At 36.8% G+C, this 18,842-nt stretch carries 16 protein-coding genes and 1 riboswitch; of the genes, 6 read left to right on the forward strand and 10 right to left on the reverse strand.

The genetic code is table 11. From position 1 onward, the window contains the following. The first annotated feature begins 38 nt into the window (after positions 1–38). From ACLMCG_RS18080 to ACLMCG_RS18095, 4 genes are read left to right on the forward strand one after another with little or no spacing between them, the layout of a single operon-like run. A complete protein-coding gene (locus ACLMCG_RS18080) occupies positions 39–806 on the forward strand; it encodes an enoyl-CoA hydratase/isomerase family protein (RefSeq protein ID WP_223601405.1) in 768 nt (255 codons plus the stop codon). A gap of 52 nt (positions 807–858) precedes the next feature. Next, positions 859–1,281, forward strand: a complete 423-nt coding sequence (locus tag ACLMCG_RS18085) for a deoxycytidylate deaminase (protein ID WP_034692520.1) — start codon at positions 859–861, stop codon at positions 1,279–1,281. 6 nt (positions 1,282–1,287) lie between these two features. Then, positions 1,288–2,202 (forward strand): site-specific tyrosine recombinase XerD, encoded by a 915-nt coding sequence (xerD, locus tag ACLMCG_RS18090; RefSeq protein WP_142718876.1) that lies wholly within the window; start codon positions 1,288–1,290, stop codon positions 2,200–2,202. Beyond that, the gene (locus tag ACLMCG_RS18095; RefSeq protein ID WP_413960675.1) at positions 2,199–2,711 is read left to right on the forward strand and encodes an NUDIX hydrolase; all 513 of its coding nucleotides are present in this window, start codon (positions 2,199–2,201) and stop codon (positions 2,709–2,711) included. The genes xerD and ACLMCG_RS18095 overlap by 4 nt, the downstream gene beginning before the upstream one ends. Positions 2,712–2,812: 101 nt before the next feature. Here ACLMCG_RS18095 and ACLMCG_RS18100 read toward each other — a convergent pair whose 3' ends face one another. The 10 genes from ACLMCG_RS18100 to ACLMCG_RS18145 all read right to left on the reverse strand — a co-directional run bounded on the left by ACLMCG_RS18100 (position 2,813) and on the right by ACLMCG_RS18145 (position 13,067). After that, positions 2,813–3,271 (reverse strand): heme-binding domain-containing protein, encoded by a 459-nt coding sequence (locus ACLMCG_RS18100; RefSeq protein WP_413960676.1) that lies wholly within the window; start codon positions 3,269–3,271, stop codon positions 2,813–2,815. Positions 3,272–3,275: 4 nt separating this feature from the next. Next, positions 3,276–5,075 carry an Ig-like domain-containing protein gene (locus tag ACLMCG_RS18105; RefSeq protein WP_413960677.1) on the reverse strand — a complete coding sequence of 600 codons (1,800 nt, stop codon included), beginning with the start codon at positions 5,073–5,075 and terminating at the stop codon, positions 3,276–3,278. 25 nt (positions 5,076–5,100) lie between these two features. Beyond that, a complete protein-coding gene (locus ACLMCG_RS18110; RefSeq protein ID WP_413960678.1) occupies positions 5,101–6,363 on the reverse strand; it encodes a serine hydrolase domain-containing protein in 1,263 nt (420 codons plus the stop codon). 145 nt (positions 6,364–6,508) lie between these two features. Next, positions 6,509–6,865, reverse strand: coding sequence for a hypothetical protein (locus ACLMCG_RS18115; protein WP_413960679.1), 357 nt, complete (start codon positions 6,863–6,865; stop codon positions 6,509–6,511). 115 nt (positions 6,866–6,980) lie between these two features. After that, positions 6,981–7,910 (reverse strand): 2-hydroxyacid dehydrogenase, encoded by a 930-nt coding sequence (locus tag ACLMCG_RS18120; protein ID WP_413960680.1) that lies wholly within the window; start codon positions 7,908–7,910, stop codon positions 6,981–6,983. 48 nt (positions 7,911–7,958) lie between these two features. Next, positions 7,959–8,345 carry a GxxExxY protein gene (locus ACLMCG_RS18125; RefSeq protein WP_413960681.1) on the reverse strand — a complete coding sequence of 129 codons (387 nt, stop codon included), beginning with the start codon at positions 8,343–8,345 and terminating at the stop codon, positions 7,959–7,961. Between the two features lie 77 nt (positions 8,346–8,422). Beyond that, complete coding sequence (locus ACLMCG_RS18130; protein WP_034692538.1) at positions 8,423–8,965, reverse strand: acyl-CoA thioesterase; 543 nt, start codon at positions 8,963–8,965, stop codon at positions 8,423–8,425. Beyond that, on the reverse strand, positions 8,953–9,705 hold the full coding sequence (locus ACLMCG_RS18135; RefSeq protein ID WP_413960682.1) for a hypothetical protein: 753 nt from the start codon (positions 9,703–9,705) through the stop codon (positions 8,953–8,955). Before ACLMCG_RS18135 ends, ACLMCG_RS18130 begins: the two co-directional genes overlap by 13 nt. 202 nt (positions 9,706–9,907) lie before the next feature. Then, complete coding sequence (locus ACLMCG_RS18140; protein ID WP_413960683.1) at positions 9,908–12,025, reverse strand: TonB-dependent receptor; 2,118 nt, start codon at positions 12,023–12,025, stop codon at positions 9,908–9,910. A 103-nt stretch (positions 12,026–12,128) separates the two neighbouring features. Next, positions 12,129–12,220: riboswitch (TPP riboswitch) on the reverse strand. Between the two features lie 142 nt (positions 12,221–12,362). Then, positions 12,363–13,067, reverse strand: a complete 705-nt coding sequence (locus tag ACLMCG_RS18145; RefSeq protein WP_413960684.1) for a WG repeat-containing protein — start codon at positions 13,065–13,067, stop codon at positions 12,363–12,365. 353 nt (positions 13,068–13,420) lie between these two features. Between ACLMCG_RS18145 and ACLMCG_RS18150 the strand changes: the two genes are divergently transcribed. Both ACLMCG_RS18150 and ACLMCG_RS18155 read left to right on the forward strand, forming a co-directional pair. Then, positions 13,421–16,204, forward strand: coding sequence for a bifunctional aconitate hydratase 2/2-methylisocitrate dehydratase (locus ACLMCG_RS18150; protein WP_223601397.1), 2,784 nt, complete (start codon positions 13,421–13,423; stop codon positions 16,202–16,204). Between the two features lie 319 nt (positions 16,205–16,523). Continuing rightward, complete coding sequence (locus ACLMCG_RS18155; RefSeq protein WP_413960685.1) at positions 16,524–18,791, forward strand: aconitate hydratase; 2,268 nt, start codon at positions 16,524–16,526, stop codon at positions 18,789–18,791. Positions 18,792–18,842 lie beyond the last annotated feature (51 nt).

Here is an 18,842-nt window from a genome sequence, read left to right on the forward strand (position 1 = left end):
TTCATAATTTGCAAAGGATGATATTTTAAAGTGGAAAAATGAGTTACGAGAACATATTATTAAAAAAAGAAGATAAATTATCTATCATTACCATAAACAGACCTGAAAGTTTAAATGCTTTAAATGCAAAAACGATTCAGGAAATCAGTACCGCACTGGACGAGCTTAACGCCGACAATTCCTGCAGGGTAATTATCCTTACCGGAAGTGGAGAGAAATCCTTTGTAGCAGGTGCTGACATCAAGGAATTCAGCGAATTCGGGCAGGAAAAAGCAGAAGAACTTGCAAGAAACGGACAAAATACATTGTTTAATAAAATTGAAAATATGTCTAAACCTGTCATCGCAGCCGTAAATGGTTTTGCATTGGGCGGAGGTTTAGAGCTTGCTATGGCATGCCACATCAGATATGCATCGGAAAACGCCAGATTGGGGCTTCCTGAAGTAACTCTTGGATTAATTCCGGGATACGGCGGAACTCAAAGGCTTCCAAAGCTTGTAGGAAAAGGTATTGCCAACGAAATGATCTTCTCTGCCAAAATGATCCCTGCTCAAAAAGCAAAAGAGATCGGACTTGTCAATGAAGTATATCCTATTGAAGAATTATTAACCAAAACGAAAGAATTAGCAAATACTATTGCCTACAATTCACCAATGGCAATATCCAAGGCTATAAATGCCGTAAATTTATCTGACACGGAGAAAGGTTTTGAAACTGAAATCAAATATTTCGGAGAACTTTTTGAAATGGAAGATAAGAAAGAAGGAGTTAATGCGTTTCTAGAGAAGAGAAAGCCTAACTTCTAGTCTTTCTAAAGACTTTAATCCAAATTATTTCGAAAAAAAACAATGCTGCGGTATGAATAAGTTTGATAAAGCTTATCTAAAAATGGCCCAAGAATGGGCAAAACTCTCCTACTGTAAGAGAAAACAGGTGGGAGCTCTTATCGTAAAAGATAGGATGATTATTTCAGATGGTTACAACGGGACTCCTTCGGGATTCGAAAACTGCTGTGAAGATGGAGAAGGGAAAACACACTGGTACGTATTGCATGCTGAAGCCAACGCTATATTAAAGCTGGCCGCTTCTACTCAATCTGCGAAAGGGGCAACGTTATACCTAACGCTGTCTCCCTGTAAAGAATGCAGCAAGCTGATTTTACAGGCAGGAATTACGAGACTGGTGTATATTAATGAGTATTCAGATGACGATGGGATATCGTTCCTGAGGAACCATAACATTGAAATAGAACAAATATCGGACTGTGAACTAAAAAAATAAGCACAAATGACTTGGGATGAAAAGATCAAAGATTTTGAAATATTTCTTCGTTTCGAAAGGAATTTTTCAGAAAACACTCTCGACGCCTACGTTCGGGACATTAAGAAATTAAAAGATTATGCAAAAGAAGATCTGGCAAACGTCGGTCCAGATTCTATCGGTTACGAAAACCTGCAGGAATACATTTTCAATCTTTCTAAACAGAAATTCAGTGAGAGATCACAGGCAAGATGGATATCTTCCATCAAAGCTTTTTTCAAATTTCTGCTTGAGGATGAATATCGTGAAGACAACCCTGCTGCGTTACTTGAAGGCCCTAAACTGGGATTATACCTACCTGATACCCTAAGCCTGCCTGATATCAACAAAATCATCGCTGCTATTGAAGTCAATACAGATCTTGGCAAAAGAAACCACTGCATCATAGAAGTACTATATGGATGCGGACTCCGTGTTTCTGAACTGATTGATCTGAAAATCTCCAATATCAACTTTAAAGAACAATACATCAAGGTACACGGAAAAGGAAACAAAACCCGTTTTGTTCCTTTGGCTGATTATACCGCTGATTTGCTGGAAAGTTATATCAAAGAGGTACGTTCTAAAGGTAAAATCAATAAAAAATATGAAGACACTCTGTTTTTGAACAGCCGTGGGACATCCATGTCCAGAGTGATCGTATTTCTTATTATTAAAGAACTTACAGATAAAGCAGGGGTTAACAAAAAAATATCTCCACATACCTTCAGACATTCATTTGCTACGCATTTACTGCAGAACGGAGCAGATCTTCGTTATATTCAGGAAATGCTGGGACATTCCAGTATTACAACAACGGAAATCTATACGCATCTGAAGACGGAAGAATTAAGGGATGTTATTTTGAGTTATCACCCGAGAAATATTAATATTGCTCAATGAAACTATTGAAATATTGCCCAAGCTGCGGCAAAGAGTCCTTACACTGGGATGGCGAAAAAAAATGGAGCTGTCCGGAATGTGGTTTTACTTTGTATAATAATGTGGCAGGTGCTGTAGCAGTTGTCATCAGATGTGGAGACGAAATTTACCTTACCCGAAGAAACAGAGATCCTAAAAAAGGAAAACTTGATCTTGCCGGAGGATTCGTTGACCCTAAAGAAAGTGCAGAGGAAACCTGTAAAAGAGAACTTTTTGAAGAACTTCAGCTTGATATCGATATTTCCAACCTGAAATACCTTACCAGCCTTCCTAACATCTATCAATATAAAGAAATTGATTACAACACCATCGATCTCTTTTATGAGTATCATGTTTCAGAAAAGTTTGAGGTAAATCTTGAACTCTCAGAGATCTCAGAAGCAGTGTGGATTCCTTTACAGGAGCTAGACCTTGAAGATATTGCTTTTGATTCTCAGAAGAAATTTTTTGAGGGCTATTTAAAGAAATAATTTTTGTAAATATTCTCCCGTAGATTTTACAGATCAGGCAGATAATTGTTTAAACAATATGCTTAGTGTGTAAAATCTGCGGGAGTTTTTTATTGTAGAACCTAATAGGTCTTCGTCTTCAGCATTTCTTCAAAATACTGAACCAGCAATGCTCTTTCTGCTTCTGAAAGGTTAGCTTCTTTATGATAGACTATGTAACCAGGGATTGGCATTGCTTTGCTTTGGATTGTCTGAATAGATTTAGTGATCATATTCTCCTTCAGATCCTTATTATAAGTTTCCCAGATAGAAAAGTTGAGATGCTCTCTCCCTTCATTTATATGGCTTTTTACAGACCATGAAACAGGTGCGATAAAAGCATATTTCGGATAAACCGTTTCATTGGAATGGCAGTCATAACATGCATTTTTGAGCAGTGTTCTGATCTTCTCGGGTGTTTTCCTTGCATCAACGAAGTTTGCAGCAGAATCAACAGGTTTATTGGTCCTGTCAATAGGAAAAAACTGAATCAGGGCAAATGCTACCAATGTCCAGAATACTATTTTCTTAGCCATTTTCATCTGTTTACTTTGACGGAGTTAATACGGCGTTACCAGACTTAATTTCTTTTTTCAGCACTTGTTTCGTAGCAGCAGGTTCGGCAGGCAGAGAAGTTTCTGATGACGAAGCAGACGTTGGTACTGGGACTGGAGTTGGAGATGTTGATTTAGGGCTGTCAAGTGTTCTGGTATCCTTCAGATCCCAATCTTCTCTTGTTTCCCACAATCCTCTTACGATCACTTTTTTATGGAAGATATAGGCATCTTCGGCAAAAATATCATTGGCGAAATCGGCCTCATCCCAATATTTATTTCCGTTATTATCTACCAATATTCTTACAATGTATTCTCCTGGTTTCAGTATATCAAACTTTACTTTATCTCCTTTTAAATATTTCTGATAGCTGATTTTGTCTGAAGAATCTATCAGCTGAATCCAATAATTCGCTTCCGGAGCATTTGCAATGGAAAACTCAACGCTTCCAAACTGATCTGCTTTAGCAACATCAAAATCAAAACGTTTTGACTGGCTGTTTTTTGCATAGAATGAAGATACCGTTTCCTTAGGAACAGTAAGCTCATAGCTTTTCCCCATCACAAAATCTGATTGAACATGGATCTGGTAAGGATTTGTATCCGAAATTTTAGCGGTGAATGGTAAAGCTGTTAAACTGTCACCTTTCATTTTTAATGTCCATTTGGATGGGTCTATTTTATCAATGATATAGTTTGATGCAAGCTTTAAATCTGCTTTTGGAGCGATTGAAGTTCCGTCGTTATCGCTAACAACATCCATTACATTCTTCTTATTGTATCTGTAAAACAAAGAAACGCTGTAAGCACTATCTTTTTTCGGACCTTTATTGTGAGTAAATGTGAGTTTTTCATTGGCTGTCTGTCCCACATCATCTTTTACAGCATCAAACCAGATTCTGACAGAGTCGGATTTTGGGTTGTGTGTTATTTTGATATCCTTTATTTTTTCATTCAGAGACTGAACTTTCACGTCATCAGGATTTCCTTCAAATGACATTATAATCCCACCTGCAATTTCTTTCATCTCCGAATATTTCACTGCTTTTCTTGAAGGGTATACTTTTAAATTCAATCCTGAAATAGATTTCTCCACCTCTATAGGATCTTTCTGGAATCCAACTTTTTCTTTTCCCGGGTCATACATAGAGTTTCCGTTCTCGTCGTCAAAAGCAATAATTTTATATTTTCCAGGAGTCAGATAATTCAATTCATAGTATCCATCTTCATCTACCTTGGTGATATAGTAAGGTTTTTTCTTATAATCCATGGTATCTTTTACCTGATACAATCCAACCACAAGTTTATTTTCCGTTGTTGCAGCCGTCTTCTTTTTGGTATCCAGCGCATCTTTTACTTCACCACTGATATAAAGATCGTCCAATTTATCTCCTGTAGAAAAAGCAAAATTGAAATACCTCAGTATATTCGACTCGTTATTATCTACAATGGAGTTTCCGAAATTGAAATTATAAGTTGTATTGGCCTGAAGAGTGTCAGTCCACTGGATCAGCACAAATTTGTTGGCTATATTGGAAGGAAGAATCCTCGTTATCCCTTTAATTGGGGGCGAAATAATCAGGTTTTTATTGATGTCCTTCAATGTCACATATTCATCAAAATCCAGACGGAGCTCGTGAATATCTTTTTTAACATTAATTCTTGTAGTATCAATGTTTGAACTTAAAAACCTCGGTGCTAAAGTATCTTTAGGCCCTCCAACAGGAGATCCCACCCTTGCACATGAATGTACAAGAAAACAGATAACAAATAATAAAAGAAACCTTTTCATGAAAATGTTTAAGCAAAAATAAACATTATTCTCCAAAAACTTCCTGTCCGGAATTTAAAGTATCTTTATTGTCATGCATAACAGTGTGCAGCTTTTCTTTCTGTAAAGGAAAATCCTCAAATAATCCTGATAATGCAAGGGCTGTATATACTTTGTTTGAATACTTGTTTCCGATAGCAACGATGGTAACTTTAGATTTTAAAAGATGGGCAAATACAGAGTTTGTACCATGCCACCATCCGTTGTGATACGTCAGCTTTTCACCATTATCAAAAATTTTCATTCTGAATCCTAATCCATAATTATTCATTCCTGCCTTTTCATTGCTGTAAGGAGCAAAAACCATCTCCATCAGTTCTGGTTTAAGGAAATTTTTCGAATACATTGCTTTTGAGAAGTTATACAAATCTCTTGGAGTAGTGTACACATTTTTATCACCATAAATAAGATCCAATCTGTCTAAAGGATACAATTTATTTCCTCCATAATAGAAAGACTGTGAAGCTGTAGGAATATCTTTTTCCTGGAAGATATACGTGTTGTTCATTTTCAGCGGAGTGAAAACCATTTCTTTCATCGCCTGCGGGAAAGGAGTTTTTGTTACTTTCTCAATCAATAATGCCAATAAAGCAAAGTTGGTATTACAGTACATAAATCCTGTATTGGTATCTCTTGCCAGATCAGGTTTGTATTTGATAATCATATTCAACACATCCTGGTTCGTAATAAATTGTTTGGAAAGTTCTGCCGGTGCAGGCTGTATTTTGGTAATAAAATATTCGTATTTCGGAAGACCGCTTCTTTGATCCAACAAAGTCTGAACGGTAACATTCGGATATGGGAATCCCGGAAAAAACTGGGTAAGATGATCTGTAAATTTTATTTTCCCTGCTTCAATCAGTTTCATCATCGCCATCGCCGTTAATGTTTTTGAAACCGAAGCTACGTGCAATGGTGTATTTTTATCAATCGGCATCTGATTGCCTTCTCTTCCGAAGCCTCTGTAGTTTTCGTAAAGAATTTCATCTCCCTTAGCCACCAGAATTCCACCGCTAAGGTTACCTTCTTCCCATATTTTTTTGTAATACTGATCTATATAGCTTACCGTTGTCTGTTTGTTCAAAAGCTGTCCATCACCTTTGACGAAAATACTTCCGAAGTCTACATTTCCATAGTTGGGTAGATTAGTCGTGTTTTCAGCTGAAACTTCTTTGGCTTCAGACTTTTTTTTACAGGAAAATATTGATAAAAGAACAGTTAGGATAAGTACAAAATTACGCTTCGTCATGAGATTCAAAATGAGCGGCAATTTAATAAAACTCAAAAATAAATAATAACCAAGAGAGGGACATTATGAATTATTTAACATAAATGAGAAAAAAATTCGCGAACAGGCAAAACAGCCAGAATTACCAGAAACGTAAATTTGTTTTCTAAATAGGGGGTCCTGCCTGTCCTATAATCCTTCCTCCAAATGAGATAATACTATAAAGACTCAAAATTGCAGTATGGAGTTCATCCTGGTTACAATAATAATGATCAATTGTTCCGTATTTCGTATACTCTGAAATATTAAATCCTTCTTCAATATCATTATAATAGATGACTCTTATTCCCATTAAACCTACTACCCAAAAGCCGCCACCTTCTTGTCCATAATCTTCTTCATGCCATTTTTCAGGATCTATTTTGATTAGATCCCAGAAGTTTAAAAGATTACCATTTAACTTTTTTTCTGTTGAGAAAATCATTTCTAAGATTTCTTCAATTGTTATTGGTGTCCAAATCATGATTACAGAGTTTCTTACTTGTTTAAAAATCAATATAAAGTTGAAAATATACGAAAAAAGCGAATTTACTTTTTTGTAAATCCGCCTTTAGCTTTTATTTTCTTCGTTTGTTAGCTTAACAATGTGATGCTACAATTTTATCTACAATAAACTGGGCCAGTTTTTCTTTGCTCTGATGGGTCCATCCGGCAATATGTGGCGTTACAATTGCTTTTTCAGATTCAAGAAGATATTTTAAATCTTCATTTTCTGTTTCAATATGCTCAAATGAAGACTTTTCGTATTCTAATACATCCAGACAGGTGCCTTTTACCTTTCCTGACTTCAATGCTTCTACTAAACTTTTAGTTTTCACATTCTTTCCTCTTGCTGTATTGATAAAATAGAAGTTGTTTTGCATCTCAGCAATAAAATTTTCGTCAATAAGATAATGAGTTTTCGAAGTCAAAGGAATATGTAAGCTTAAAACCTCTGCAGACTGTTTCAGCTCTTCCAGTGAAACCTGTGTTGCATATTCATCCGAAAGACCAGGAAGGATATCATGGAAGATCACTTTACATCCGAACCCTGAAAGTCTTTTAGCGGTAGCTTTCCCCATATTTCCATACCCGATAAGCCCTACTGTTTTTCCCAGCAATTCATCTCCTCTGTTCTCTTCACGTTTCCAGATTCCGTTTTTCACCTCCTGAGAAGCAATAAAAAGTCTGTTCATAATCACAAGCAGCATTCCTACCACATGTTCTGCTACAGAATCCCTGTTTCCTTCAGGAGAATTGATCAGTTGGATTCCCAGGTTTTCAGCAACGGGAATATCTATATTTTCCATTCCGGCGCCTACTCTTGCAATAAATTTCAGGTTCTTTCCTTTCTCCAGAAAATTCTGATCTAAAGGGATACGGCTTCTGATGATAATCCCGTCATAGTTTTCAATTTTATCACAAACCTCATCATAAGACGACGTAAAATCCTCTTCCAATATAAAATTCTGAGCCAAAAGCTGTTCAGTGATGAGAGGATGGTTTTTATCTAAAAGAAGTATTTTCATTTTTATTCAAACACAAATAACACTAATTTATTTCACAAATAACACAAATTACAAAGTACCGTTAATAACTCTTTTTACTCCGTTTTTAAACTGGATTGTATTAAAGTTGATCAACATCCCAAGCTTACAATTGCTTAAACGAAGGTAAGTGAGTATCTGCGCTAGATGAATATTATGCAAAGATTCTACAGATTTTATTTCCAGCACAAATTTTTCCTCAATCAAAAAGTCAAGTCTATAGCCAACATCCATTTTTACCTCATCATAAACTAATGGCATTGGTTTTTGTCTTTCTACGAGAATATCATGTTTATTTAATTCATAAAACAGACATTCTTCATAAGCACTTTCCAAAAGCCCTGGTCCCAATGACTTGTGAACTGTATATCCTGCTTCGTAAACAATTTTTGATATATCGTTTTCAGAAATATCCATTTTAATATTTTTTTTCATGTAACCTTACACAAACCATTTGTGAAAATTCGTGTAAGACATTTGTGTTTTTTGTGTTTTTACTTTTTATCTTTCTTAGATTCCTGCGGTTCCTGGAAGAGCTTTTTAAGTTCTACAGATTCCAAAGGCTTCATTCTTCCGGAAAGGATTAATGAAAGTTCTTTTCTACGGAATGCAGCTGCAAATCTTTCTTTCTCTTCCTCTGTTTCCGGGATCATTTCCGGAATAGGAATCGGGCGGTTGAATTCATCCACTGCAACGAAAGTATAAATACCTGCATTGGTGTGAATTTTCTTCTGATTGATTGGATCATCCAACCATACATCTACATATACTTCCATAGAAGTAGAGAATGCTCTGGAAACTTTAGATTCCAATACCACTACTCCGCCTTCCGGAATCGGATGATTGAAAGATACGTGGTTTACAGAAGCTGTTACTACTCTTCTTTCGCAGTGTCTTGCTGCAGAAATAGACGCGCAACGGTCCATTTTCGCTAACAATTCACCTCCAAAAAGATTTCTTAAAGAATTGGTTTCGTTCGGAAGAACGATATTGGTCATAATAGTCAGAGATTCTGACGCTTTTTTTATTTTTGCCATCTAGTCTTAGTGTTGTTTGGAACGGCCGGAGCTGGTTTTACAGCTTTTCCGACAGATTTTGCTAATGAATCTTTTTTCAAAGAATCTGAAACGGTTGTTTTCGGGCTATGTACCATCACTTTAATGGTATCTTTTACAATTCTGTGAGTAGAGGTCTGTACAGAAACCTTATTGAAAGATTTCTTACCAAAAAGAAGTTCCTGCTGGGTAATAGCCAGGTATAAAATCCCCAAAACCGGAATAGCCAAAAGGAAAATCCAGAGAATAGTTTTTCTGAATTTAAAATCCTTTTCACGATTAACTGAAGGATTTACCTTTTCTCCGTTATTGATATCTGAAAATCTGATCTCTTCCAGTCCATAAAAGTCCGGACGCCCTGATTCTATTCTTTTTCCTTTGAAATGAGTATGTCCTTCTTCAATGAAAACTGTTCCAAGGTTTTGAATTTCAAGAACCTGCTCGGCCTGAAGTTTCTTCTTCCAAAAATCTGTCTGGATCTTAAGATCACTTCTTGAAGCTTCTAAAGACATTTGTTTCTGTCCTGCAATAAAAGCAGTAAGATCTTCAGCCTGTACTTCGTAGTCTATTGTAAATTCAATCTGACTGGCTGGAGGTAAGATGCTCCCGTTTTCGGAATTGATAATTGCCTTAGAATTTTTCAGTGAAAACACCCCAAAGCCTGGAACCGTGGCAGTTCCAAATTGTTTTAAGTATTCTAAAATGTATGCTGAAATATTCATTTGGCAGCAAATTTATAACTTTTTCATGACTTTTTAAGATATTTAACCTATATAAAAAAAGACTGTCGAAACAGTCTTTTGATTATTCTGTATCAAAACTGGAATACAGATATTTAAACTTCTTTTTTTAAGCTTAACAATTGTAATGAAACGGGTAAAAGGGCAAATTTTCAAATTCACTTATTTGCTCTCCAATTTCTCATTACTGAATCTTCCAGCTCACTCCAAACATAAAATTGGTTCCTGCCTGTGAAAAATAATAGGGCTGTCCTTCATACACAGATCCATTGTTGACATATTTCTTGTTGAACAGGTTATTCACCAATAGTTTTAATGCAATTTCATTATTGGCAATTTTAAACTGGTACTGAGCGTTGAAATCGGTCAGGAAATAATCTTTAAGCTGCAGATTGGCATCTTCCGTATTATCCAGATATTGTTTCCCAACATACTGATTCATTAAAGCAAACTGAAAGTTCTTTGTAGGATTAAATTTCAGACCTAAATTGGCAATCACATTCGGAGAGAAAGAAATCTGTGTATTTCCAAGTCTTTCAGGAACATCTCCATTCTGAATATTGAAATCCTGATTTCTGCTCTGGCTTAAAGTTACATTTCCTGAAACCTCCCATTGTTTAGATAATTTTGCCAATGCACCAAGCTCCACTCCTCTTCTGTAACTCTTCCCGGAATTGGTTCTGATGAAAGCTCCTACATTATTAAGTACACCATTTAAGACCAATTGGTTAACGTAGTACATATAATACACATTCGCAGTAAATGATACAATCCCAAACTGTTTTTCAAAACCGGCTTCAATATCATGAAGTTTTTCAGCTTTCACATCGTTATTCGCCATCAGATCATCCCTGTTTGGTTCACGGTGGGCATGGGCATAGGAAAGGAAAACTTTACCTCCTTCAATTCTGTAATTTACCCCGGCTTTAGGATTAAAGAACAACCAGTTTTTACTTAAATCAGCTCCTTCACCATCACCAGCCATCAGGATCTTAGTATTGTAGTTGATTTTTCTAAGCTGTAAATCACCAAAAAATTCAAAATTATCTACTCTGAACAAAGCTTTTGCAAAACCGGATACTTCATTTTTTATTGAACGGCTTCTGTAATACTCACTTTCATCAATCTGAGGAAAAAATACTCCCGTAACATTTCCGTAGTGTCTTCCGTAATATTGATTGGCTACAACTCCCATATTCAGGTCTAAGTTTTCAAACTTTCCGTAAAGCGTTGAAACAACTCCATAAAAATCATTATTCAGCCATTTTTTTCTGATAAAGTCTGAATATTTTATGGTCTGCCCTCCTTCAGTCAGATCGGGTAAATTATATCTGGAAAAAGGATCTCCCTGCTTGTAATTTTCGTAATATCCTTTTCCTTTAGTATAGTGAAAAGTAGTTTCAATATTCCATCGGTCACTGAATTTCTGTTCCCAAAGCAACTGATAATGGTTCTGTCTGTAATTGTCTGTTTCGTTATCATAGAAGCTTACAATATTCTCCCAACTGGCATCATAAATGGCACCTGAAACATTAAATTTAGGATCGGTTTCCCATGTTTTTCTATCAATACCGTTCCATGCCTGGTAGGTTTTCTCTTTTCCACCAAAAGCCATTAAACGTAATTTGGTATTCCCTTCTTCAAATAAGGCCGTAAAATTATAAGAATGTAAATTTGAGGAAGCCCTGTCTATATACCCATCAGAGTGAATATGGGTATATCTTCCCATTACAGAAAGACGGTTTTTCCAGAACTTACCGGAGCCTATCTCAGCTGAATATTTATAGGTATTGAATGAGCCGTAGCTGTCATCTGTTTTAAAATAAAACTTTTCTTCAGGATCTTTAGAAATCACATTGATACTTGCACCGAAAGCAGAAACGCCATTATTAGAGGTTCCCACCCCTCTTTGAATAACGATCTGTGAAGCAGAACTTGTAAGGTCAGGAACATTCACAAAAAAAGTTCCCTGGCTTTCAGAATCATTATACGGAACGCCATTCATCATTACATTAATCCCGCTTCCTGAAACTCCACGAATTCTAAAACCGGTATATCCAACCCCATTTCCTGCATCTGAAGTAGAAATAATGGAGGTTTGATTTTTTAAAAGAATAGGAAGATCCTGTCCTAAATTTTTACCGTCTAAATCTTTCTGTACGTTGATGATTTCCTTTGCAACCGGCAGTCTTTTGGTAAAGTTGACCGCCTCAATTTCTCTGACTTTCAGAGAATCCTTATTCTGAGCCTGCATAAAGGCTACTGAGCCTACGCTAAGCCCTAAAAAAAATAATCCTTTCATTCTATAAATCTTGACATTTAATGAATAAAAGGGGTGATTATGAAATAATTGACAAATAGCAAATGACCATTGATGTTTATCGATCATTTATCGCTAATCATCTATCAATTATTTAAATGGTTCCCTAAACAGCATTACCTGTTCCAGGTTCATTGGGTATAATCTCAGCCTGTTACAGCACCCCTTTATTTCAGGTGCAAAATTACAAAAAATATATCAATTGAGATTCGCGGTGCGAGGTGCAGGGTTTTGAGTTACGGGATAGAAAAAAGCAGAATGAAAAATAAGAGTTATTGGATGAATCATTCATCATTCATCATTCATCATTTATAATTCTTTAATAGGTTTTATTGTTTGAGTCAACATAATAGTAATTCGACCCATCTTTGGTCACTTCAAACATCTTACCCAGCTTCCAGCTGAAGTTTCTTTTAATATTGGAATATTCAAAAGGAATAATGATCTTATTGTTAACATCAATCACTCCAAATTTATCATTATTGGAAGCAACAATCATCGGATTGGCCACATCATCTCCTTCCATAATGTACAGATACTGATATTGAGGATAAATCTGGAACTGCCTGTAATCTGCAGCATTCACAAATTTTGATTTTTCAATAATTCCGTAAAAGCCATTCATAGTATACGCCTGAAATAGCTGCTGTTTATATTCTTCGAAGATACATTTTCCAAAATCTGCTTCTTTGAACTGGTATACTCTCTTTCCAGACTGGTCTATCCTGTAAGAGATCATATCTTTTTCTACTGTAGCATATTCTTTTGTGCCAAATTTTCTGACTTTTTCATTAGGAGAATTCAGAAGGTTACAATCTTCATAAAAAAATACGGCAATATGATATTCCGGTTGAATAATAAATTTTCCGTTCTGGTTAACATACCCAAAATGATCTCCTTTTTTCTTAGGAATCAAAACCGGAAGATCTTTATTTATTATTACTAAATCAGGGTTAGGCTTATTGGCTGCAGGCCCTTTCTTAACCGCAGTTTTCACACCTTTCTTCACCGTTATTTTCTTCACAGATTTAGTCTGTGAAAAAACGAAAACCGAAATAAAAATGCATAAAACTTTAAGGATATTTTTCATATTCGCCATATGTCTACAAAAATACGACCAAAAATAGATATTATAAAATTCATATTTATAAAGAATCTAAATAATTTCGTTTCTATAAAATATTAAAAATTTGTAATTTTGGGAACATTTTGAATTGTTTGATAATTTTAAAAACTTTAAAAAAAAGTGTAGATTATGCTGACTTTATTCGGTTAATGTTGCATCAAAATGTGAGAACTCAAAATGTCATTAACTGTATTTGTACAGACCGGTAAAGAAGAAGCAGGCCTACCTTTAATGTTGAAAGACCTTCTATTATGAATATTTATAAGGATTACATCAAAGAGATTGAAGAAAGAAAAACCCAGGGGCTTCATCCAAAGCCAATTGATGGTGCTGAATTACTAAGCGAAATCATTACACAGATTAAAGATTCAGGTAATGCTGACCGATCGGATTCTCTTAAATTTTTCATTTACAACACGCTACCCGGAACGACAAGTGCAGCGGGAGTGAAAGCAAAATTTTTAAAAGAAATTATTCTGGGTGAATCCGTAGTAGAAGAAATTTCCCCGGCATTTGCCTTTGAATTATTATCTCATATGAAAGGCGGTCCTTCTATTGAAGTGCTGCTAGACCTTGCTTTAGGTAATGACGCAGCTATTGCTAAAGAAGCAGCAGCCGTTCTTAAAACACAGGTTTTCCTTTATGAAGCAGATACAAACCGTCTGAAAGAAGCATTCAACAGCGGTAACGAAATTGCAAAAGAAATCCTTGAAAGCTATGCAAAAGCTGAATTCTTCACGAAGCTTCCTGAAGTTGCTGAAGAAATCAAAATAGTAACATTCATTGCTGGTGAAGGAGATATCTCTACAGATTTACTTTCTCCGGGTAACCAGGCCCACTCAAGATCAGACCGTGAACTTCATGGTAAGTGTATGATCACTCCTGAAGCTCAGGAAGAAATCAAAGCTTTACAGGCACAACATCCTGATGCAAGCGTTATGCTTATCGCTGAAAAAGGAACAATGGGTGTTGGTTCATCAAGAATGTCCGGAGTAAATAACGTTGCTCTTTGGACAGGAAAACAAGCCAGTCCATATGTGCCATTCGTAAACATTGCTCCAATTGTAGGAGGAACAAACGGTATTTCTCCGATTTTCCTTACAACTGTAGATGTTACCGGAGGTATTGGTGTTGACCTTAAAAACTGGGTAAAGAAAGTTGACGAAAACGGAAACCCAATTCGTAACGAAAATGGAGACATTGTTCTTGAAGAAGCTTATTCAGTAGCAACAGGAACTGTTTTAACAATCAATACAAAAGAAAAGAAATTATATAACGGCGATAAAGAATTGATCGACCTTACCAAATCTTTCACTCCGCAAAAGATGGAATTCATCAAAGCGGGTGGATCTTACGCGATCGTATTTGGTAAAAAACTACAGACATTTGCAGCCCAGCTTTTAGGAATTGAAGCGCCTGCGGTTTTTGCTCCATCAAAAGAAATTTCTCACGAAGGACAAGGACTTACTGCTGTAGAAAAAATATTCAACAGAAACGCTGTTGGAACTACTCCAGGAAAAGTATTGCACGCAGGTTCAGATGTTCGTGTAGAAGTTAATATCGTTGGATCTCAGGATACGACAGGTCTTATGACTTCTCAGGAATTGGAATCTATGGCTGCGACAGTAATTTCTCCAATCGTAGACGGTGCTTACCAGTCAGGATGTCACACCGCTTCAGTATGGGATAAAAAAGCTCAGGCTAATATTCCTAAACTTATGAAATTCATGAACGAGTTCGGTCTTATTACAGCCCGTGACCCGAAAGGTGAATACCACGCAATGACTGACGTTATCCACAAAGTTCTTAACGACATCACTGTAGATGAGTGGGCTATCATTATTGGTGGTGACTCTCACACAAGAATGTCTAAAGGAGTGGCTTTCGGAGCTGACTCAGGAACTGTTGCGCTTGCATTAGCTACCGGTGAAGCATCTATGCCGATTCCTGAATCTGTGAAAGTAACCTTCAAAGGAAACATGAAAGAACACATGGATTTCCGTGATGTGGTTCATGCAACTCAGGCTCAGATGTTGAAGCAGTTTGGAGGAGAAAACGTATTCCAGGGCAGAATCATTGAGGTTCACATCGGAACACTTCCTGCTGACCAGGCATTTACCTTTACAGACTGGACTGCTGAGATGAAAGCAAAAGCTTCTATCAACATTTCTGAAGACAATACTTTGATTGAGTCACTGGAAATTGCAAAAGGCAGAATCCAAATCATGATTGATAAAGGTATGGATAACCATAATAAAGTTCTTCAGGGATTAATTGACAAAGCTGATAAGAGAATTGCAGAAATCAGATCAGGAGAGAAACCTGCTTTGACTCCGGATGCAAATGCTAAATATTACGCTGAAGTAGTGGTAGATCTTGACGTAATCGTTGAACCAATGATTGCCGACCCGGATGTAAACAATGATGATGTTTCTAAGAGATATACTCACGATACCATCAGAGATCTTTCTTATTACGGAGGAGAGAAAAAAGTAGACCTTGGTTTCGTAGGATCTTGTATGGTTCACAAAGGAGACCTTAAGATTGTTTCTCAAATGCTTAGAAATATTGAAAAGCAACAAGGGAAAGTAGAATTTAGCGCTCCTCTTGTAGTAGCAGCACCTACTTATAATATCATTGATGAGCTGAAGGCAGAAGGAGACTGGGAATTATTAGAGAAATATTCAGCCTTTGAATTTGATGATAATGCTCCAAAAGGAGAAGCTCGTGTTGAATACAAAAATGTAATGTATCTTGAGCGTCCCGGATGTAACCTTTGTATGGGTAACCAGGAAAAAGCAGCTAAAGGAGATACCGTTTTAGCAACATCTACACGTCTTTTCCAGGGAAGAGTCGTTGAAGATTCTGAACGTAAAAAGGGAGAATCTCTACTTGCTTCAACTCCGGTTGTAGTTTTATCTGCTATCATTGGAAGAATTCCTAACATTGATGAGTATAAGGCAGCAGTTGAAGGCATTGATCTTACAACTTTTGTACCTTCTATTAAAGAATTAACAAGTACAAGCGCTCACTAATAGAATTCATAAATAAGTCGTAAGACTATTGAAAATTATATAATTGGAAGATTTTAGTCCTTTAGGATTTAAAATCTTCCAATTTTTTGTTTAGAATGTTTCTATTTTAAGTTAAATACATTTTTTTTCTGATAAAATCTCGAAAATAGAATCTATTTTTTCTTAAATTGAAAGTTATAAAATCTCTTGAATATATCGTCAAAATCATCCTGTTAGTGGATTATAGGAACGTTTTTTGATATATAAAGAATTGATTTTTCTTTTTCAAACATAAGAGAAAGAAGCATTAAACGGAAAAAGAACAAAATTAAAATACGATATGACTTTTGATATTGATATGATCAAAAAAGTGTACGAGCGTTACCCTGAAAGAATTGCTGCGGCAAGACAAATCGTGGGAAAACCTCTTACCCTTTCAGAAAAAATCCTTTACACCCACCTTTGGGAAGGAAATGCTACACAGGCTTATGAAAGAGGAAACTCTTATGTAGACTTCGCACCAGACAGAGTAGCAATGCAGGATGCCACTGCACAGATGGCGCTTTTACAGTTCATGCAGGCAGGAAAAACTAAAGTTGCTGTTCCTTCCACAGCTCACGCAGATCACCTGATCCAGGCGAAGGTAGGTGCTGATAAAGATTTACAAGAAGGTATTAACAAAAACTCCGAAGTATTCAACTTTCTGAGTTCTGTATGTGATAAATACGGAATCGGATTCTGGAAGCCGGGAGCAGGTATCATTCACCAGGTTGTACTGGAAAATTATGCGTTCCCTGGAGGAATGATGATTGGTACAGATTCACACACCGTAAATGCAGGAGGACTGGGAATGGTAGCTATTGGTGTAGGAGGTGCTGATGCAGTAGATGTAATGGCAGGAATGGCCTGGGAGCTTAAAATGCCAAAACTTATCGGGGTGAAATTAACCGGTAAAATGAACGGATGGACTTCCGCAAAAGACGTTATCTTAAAAGTAGCCGGAATCCTTACCGTAAAAGGAGGAACAGGATGCATCGTAGAATATTTCGGTGAAGGAGCAGAATCTCTTTCGGCAACCGGTAAAGGAACTATCTGTAACATGGGTGCCGAAATCGGAGCTACAACTTCTACTTTCGGATACGACGATTCTATGAGAAGATATCTTGCTGCTACCGGAAGACAGGATGTTGTAGATGCTGCCGATAAAATTGCTGAGCATTTAACAGGTGATGCAGAAGTATATGCAAACCCGGAACAATATTTCGACCAATTAATTGAAATCAACCTTTCTGAACTGGCTCCACACTTAAACGGACCTTTCACTCCGGATTTAGCAACTCCTGTTTCTGAATTCAGAGCTAAAGCAGAAGCTAACGGATGGCCTCTAGAAGTGGAATGGGCACTTATCGGATCTTGTACCAACTCTTCTTATGAAGATTTATCAAGAGCGGCATCTATTGTAGAAGATGCAGTAGCAAAAGGAGTAAAACCTAAAGCTATTTTAGGGATCAATCCAGGTTCTGAGCAGGTGAAATTCACAGCAGAAAGAGACGGTTTCTTGGATTCTTTCAGAAAATTTGAAAACGCAAGAATCTTTACCAATGCTTGTGGACCATGTATCGGACAGTGGGACAGAGAAGGTGCTGAAAAAGGAGAGAAAAACTCTATCATCCACTCATTCAACAGAAACTTTGCAAAAAGAGCGGATGGAAACCCAAATACCCACGCATTTGTAGCTTCTCCAGAAATGGTAGCTGCTGTTGCTATCTCCGGAAGATTAGATTTTAACCCGATTACAGATACTTTAACCAACCAGGCTGGTGAACAGGTAAAACTTGATGAGCCTAAAGGGTTTGAACTTCCTGAAAAAGGATTTGCTGTAGATGATAACGGATATCAGGCTCCATCAGAAGACGGTTCAAGCGTTGTTGTGAATGTAAGCCCTACTTCGGACAGGCTTCAGTTACTGGAAGAATTCCCGGCTTGGGATGGTAAAAACATTGAAGGAGCTAAAGTATTGATCAAAGCTTTCGGAAAATGTACTACTGACCACATTTCTATGGCTGGACCATGGTTGAAATACAGAGGTCATTTAGATAATATTTCAAACAACATGTTGATTGGAGCCGTAAATGCTTACAACATGGAAACCAATAAAGTTAAAAACGAATTAACCGGTGAATACGGTGAAGTTCCGGCTGTACAAAGAGCTTATAAAGCTGCAGGCGTTCCAACAATTGTTGTAGGAGACCAGAACTACGGTGAAGGTTCTTCAAGAGAGCACGCTGCTATGGAGCCAAGACACCTTGGAGTGAAAGCTGTATTGGTAAAGTCATTCGCGAGAATCCATGAAACCAACCTTAAGAAACAAGGAATGCTTGGAATCACTTTCGCCAATGAGGCTGATTATGACAAAATCCAGGAAGATGATACGGTTAACTTCTTAGATCTTGATCAGTTTGCACCAGGAAAACAACTGACTTTGGAATTCGTTCACGCTGACGGAACTAAAAATATCATCATGGCTAATCACACTTACAACGATCAGCAGATTGATTGGTTTAAGGCTGGTTCTGCTCTAAACCTGATCAAACAACAGGAAAAATAAGATTAATTGTTAGATTAATTAATATAAAGGCGGCTTCAATTGAAGTCGTCT

The sequence above is a fragment of the Chryseobacterium sp. S90 genome, assembly GCF_047444895.1.
Taxonomy (GTDB): Bacteria; Bacteroidota; Bacteroidia; order Flavobacteriales; family Weeksellaceae; genus Chryseobacterium.

Coding starts and splice junctions, on each gene's coding strand:
- ACLMCG_RS18080 (WP_223601405.1), top strand. CDS start 39: ATGAGTTACGAGAACATATTATTAAAAAAAGAAGATAAATTATCTATC.
- ACLMCG_RS18085 (WP_034692520.1), top strand. CDS start 859: ATGAATAAGTTTGATAAAGCTTATCTAAAAATGGCCCAAGAATGGGCA.
- xerD (WP_142718876.1), top strand. CDS start 1,288: ATGACTTGGGATGAAAAGATCAAAGATTTTGAAATATTTCTTCGTTTC.
- ACLMCG_RS18095 (WP_413960675.1), top strand. CDS start 2,199: ATGAAACTATTGAAATATTGCCCAAGCTGCGGCAAAGAGTCCTTACAC.
- ACLMCG_RS18100 (WP_413960676.1), bottom strand. CDS start 3,271: ATGAAAATGGCTAAGAAAATAGTATTCTGGACATTGGTAGCATTTGCC.
- ACLMCG_RS18105 (WP_413960677.1), bottom strand. CDS start 5,075: ATGAAAAGGTTTCTTTTATTATTTGTTATCTGTTTTCTTGTACATTCA.
- ACLMCG_RS18110 (WP_413960678.1), bottom strand. CDS start 6,363: ATGACGAAGCGTAATTTTGTACTTATCCTAACTGTTCTTTTATCAATA.
- ACLMCG_RS18115 (WP_413960679.1), bottom strand. CDS start 6,865: ATGATTTGGACACCAATAACAATTGAAGAAATCTTAGAAATGATTTTC.
- ACLMCG_RS18120 (WP_413960680.1), bottom strand. CDS start 7,910: ATGAAAATACTTCTTTTAGATAAAAACCATCCTCTCATCACTGAACAG.
- ACLMCG_RS18125 (WP_413960681.1), bottom strand. CDS start 8,345: ATGGATATTTCTGAAAACGATATATCAAAAATTGTTTACGAAGCAGGA.
- ACLMCG_RS18130 (WP_034692538.1), bottom strand. CDS start 8,965: ATGGCAAAAATAAAAAAAGCGTCAGAATCTCTGACTATTATGACCAAT.
- ACLMCG_RS18135 (WP_413960682.1), bottom strand. CDS start 9,705: ATGAATATTTCAGCATACATTTTAGAATACTTAAAACAATTTGGAACT.
- ACLMCG_RS18140 (WP_413960683.1), bottom strand. CDS start 12,025: ATGAAAGGATTATTTTTTTTAGGGCTTAGCGTAGGCTCAGTAGCCTTT.
- ACLMCG_RS18150 (WP_223601397.1), top strand. CDS start 13,421: ATGAATATTTATAAGGATTACATCAAAGAGATTGAAGAAAGAAAAACC.
- ACLMCG_RS18155 (WP_413960685.1), top strand. CDS start 16,524: ATGACTTTTGATATTGATATGATCAAAAAAGTGTACGAGCGTTACCCT.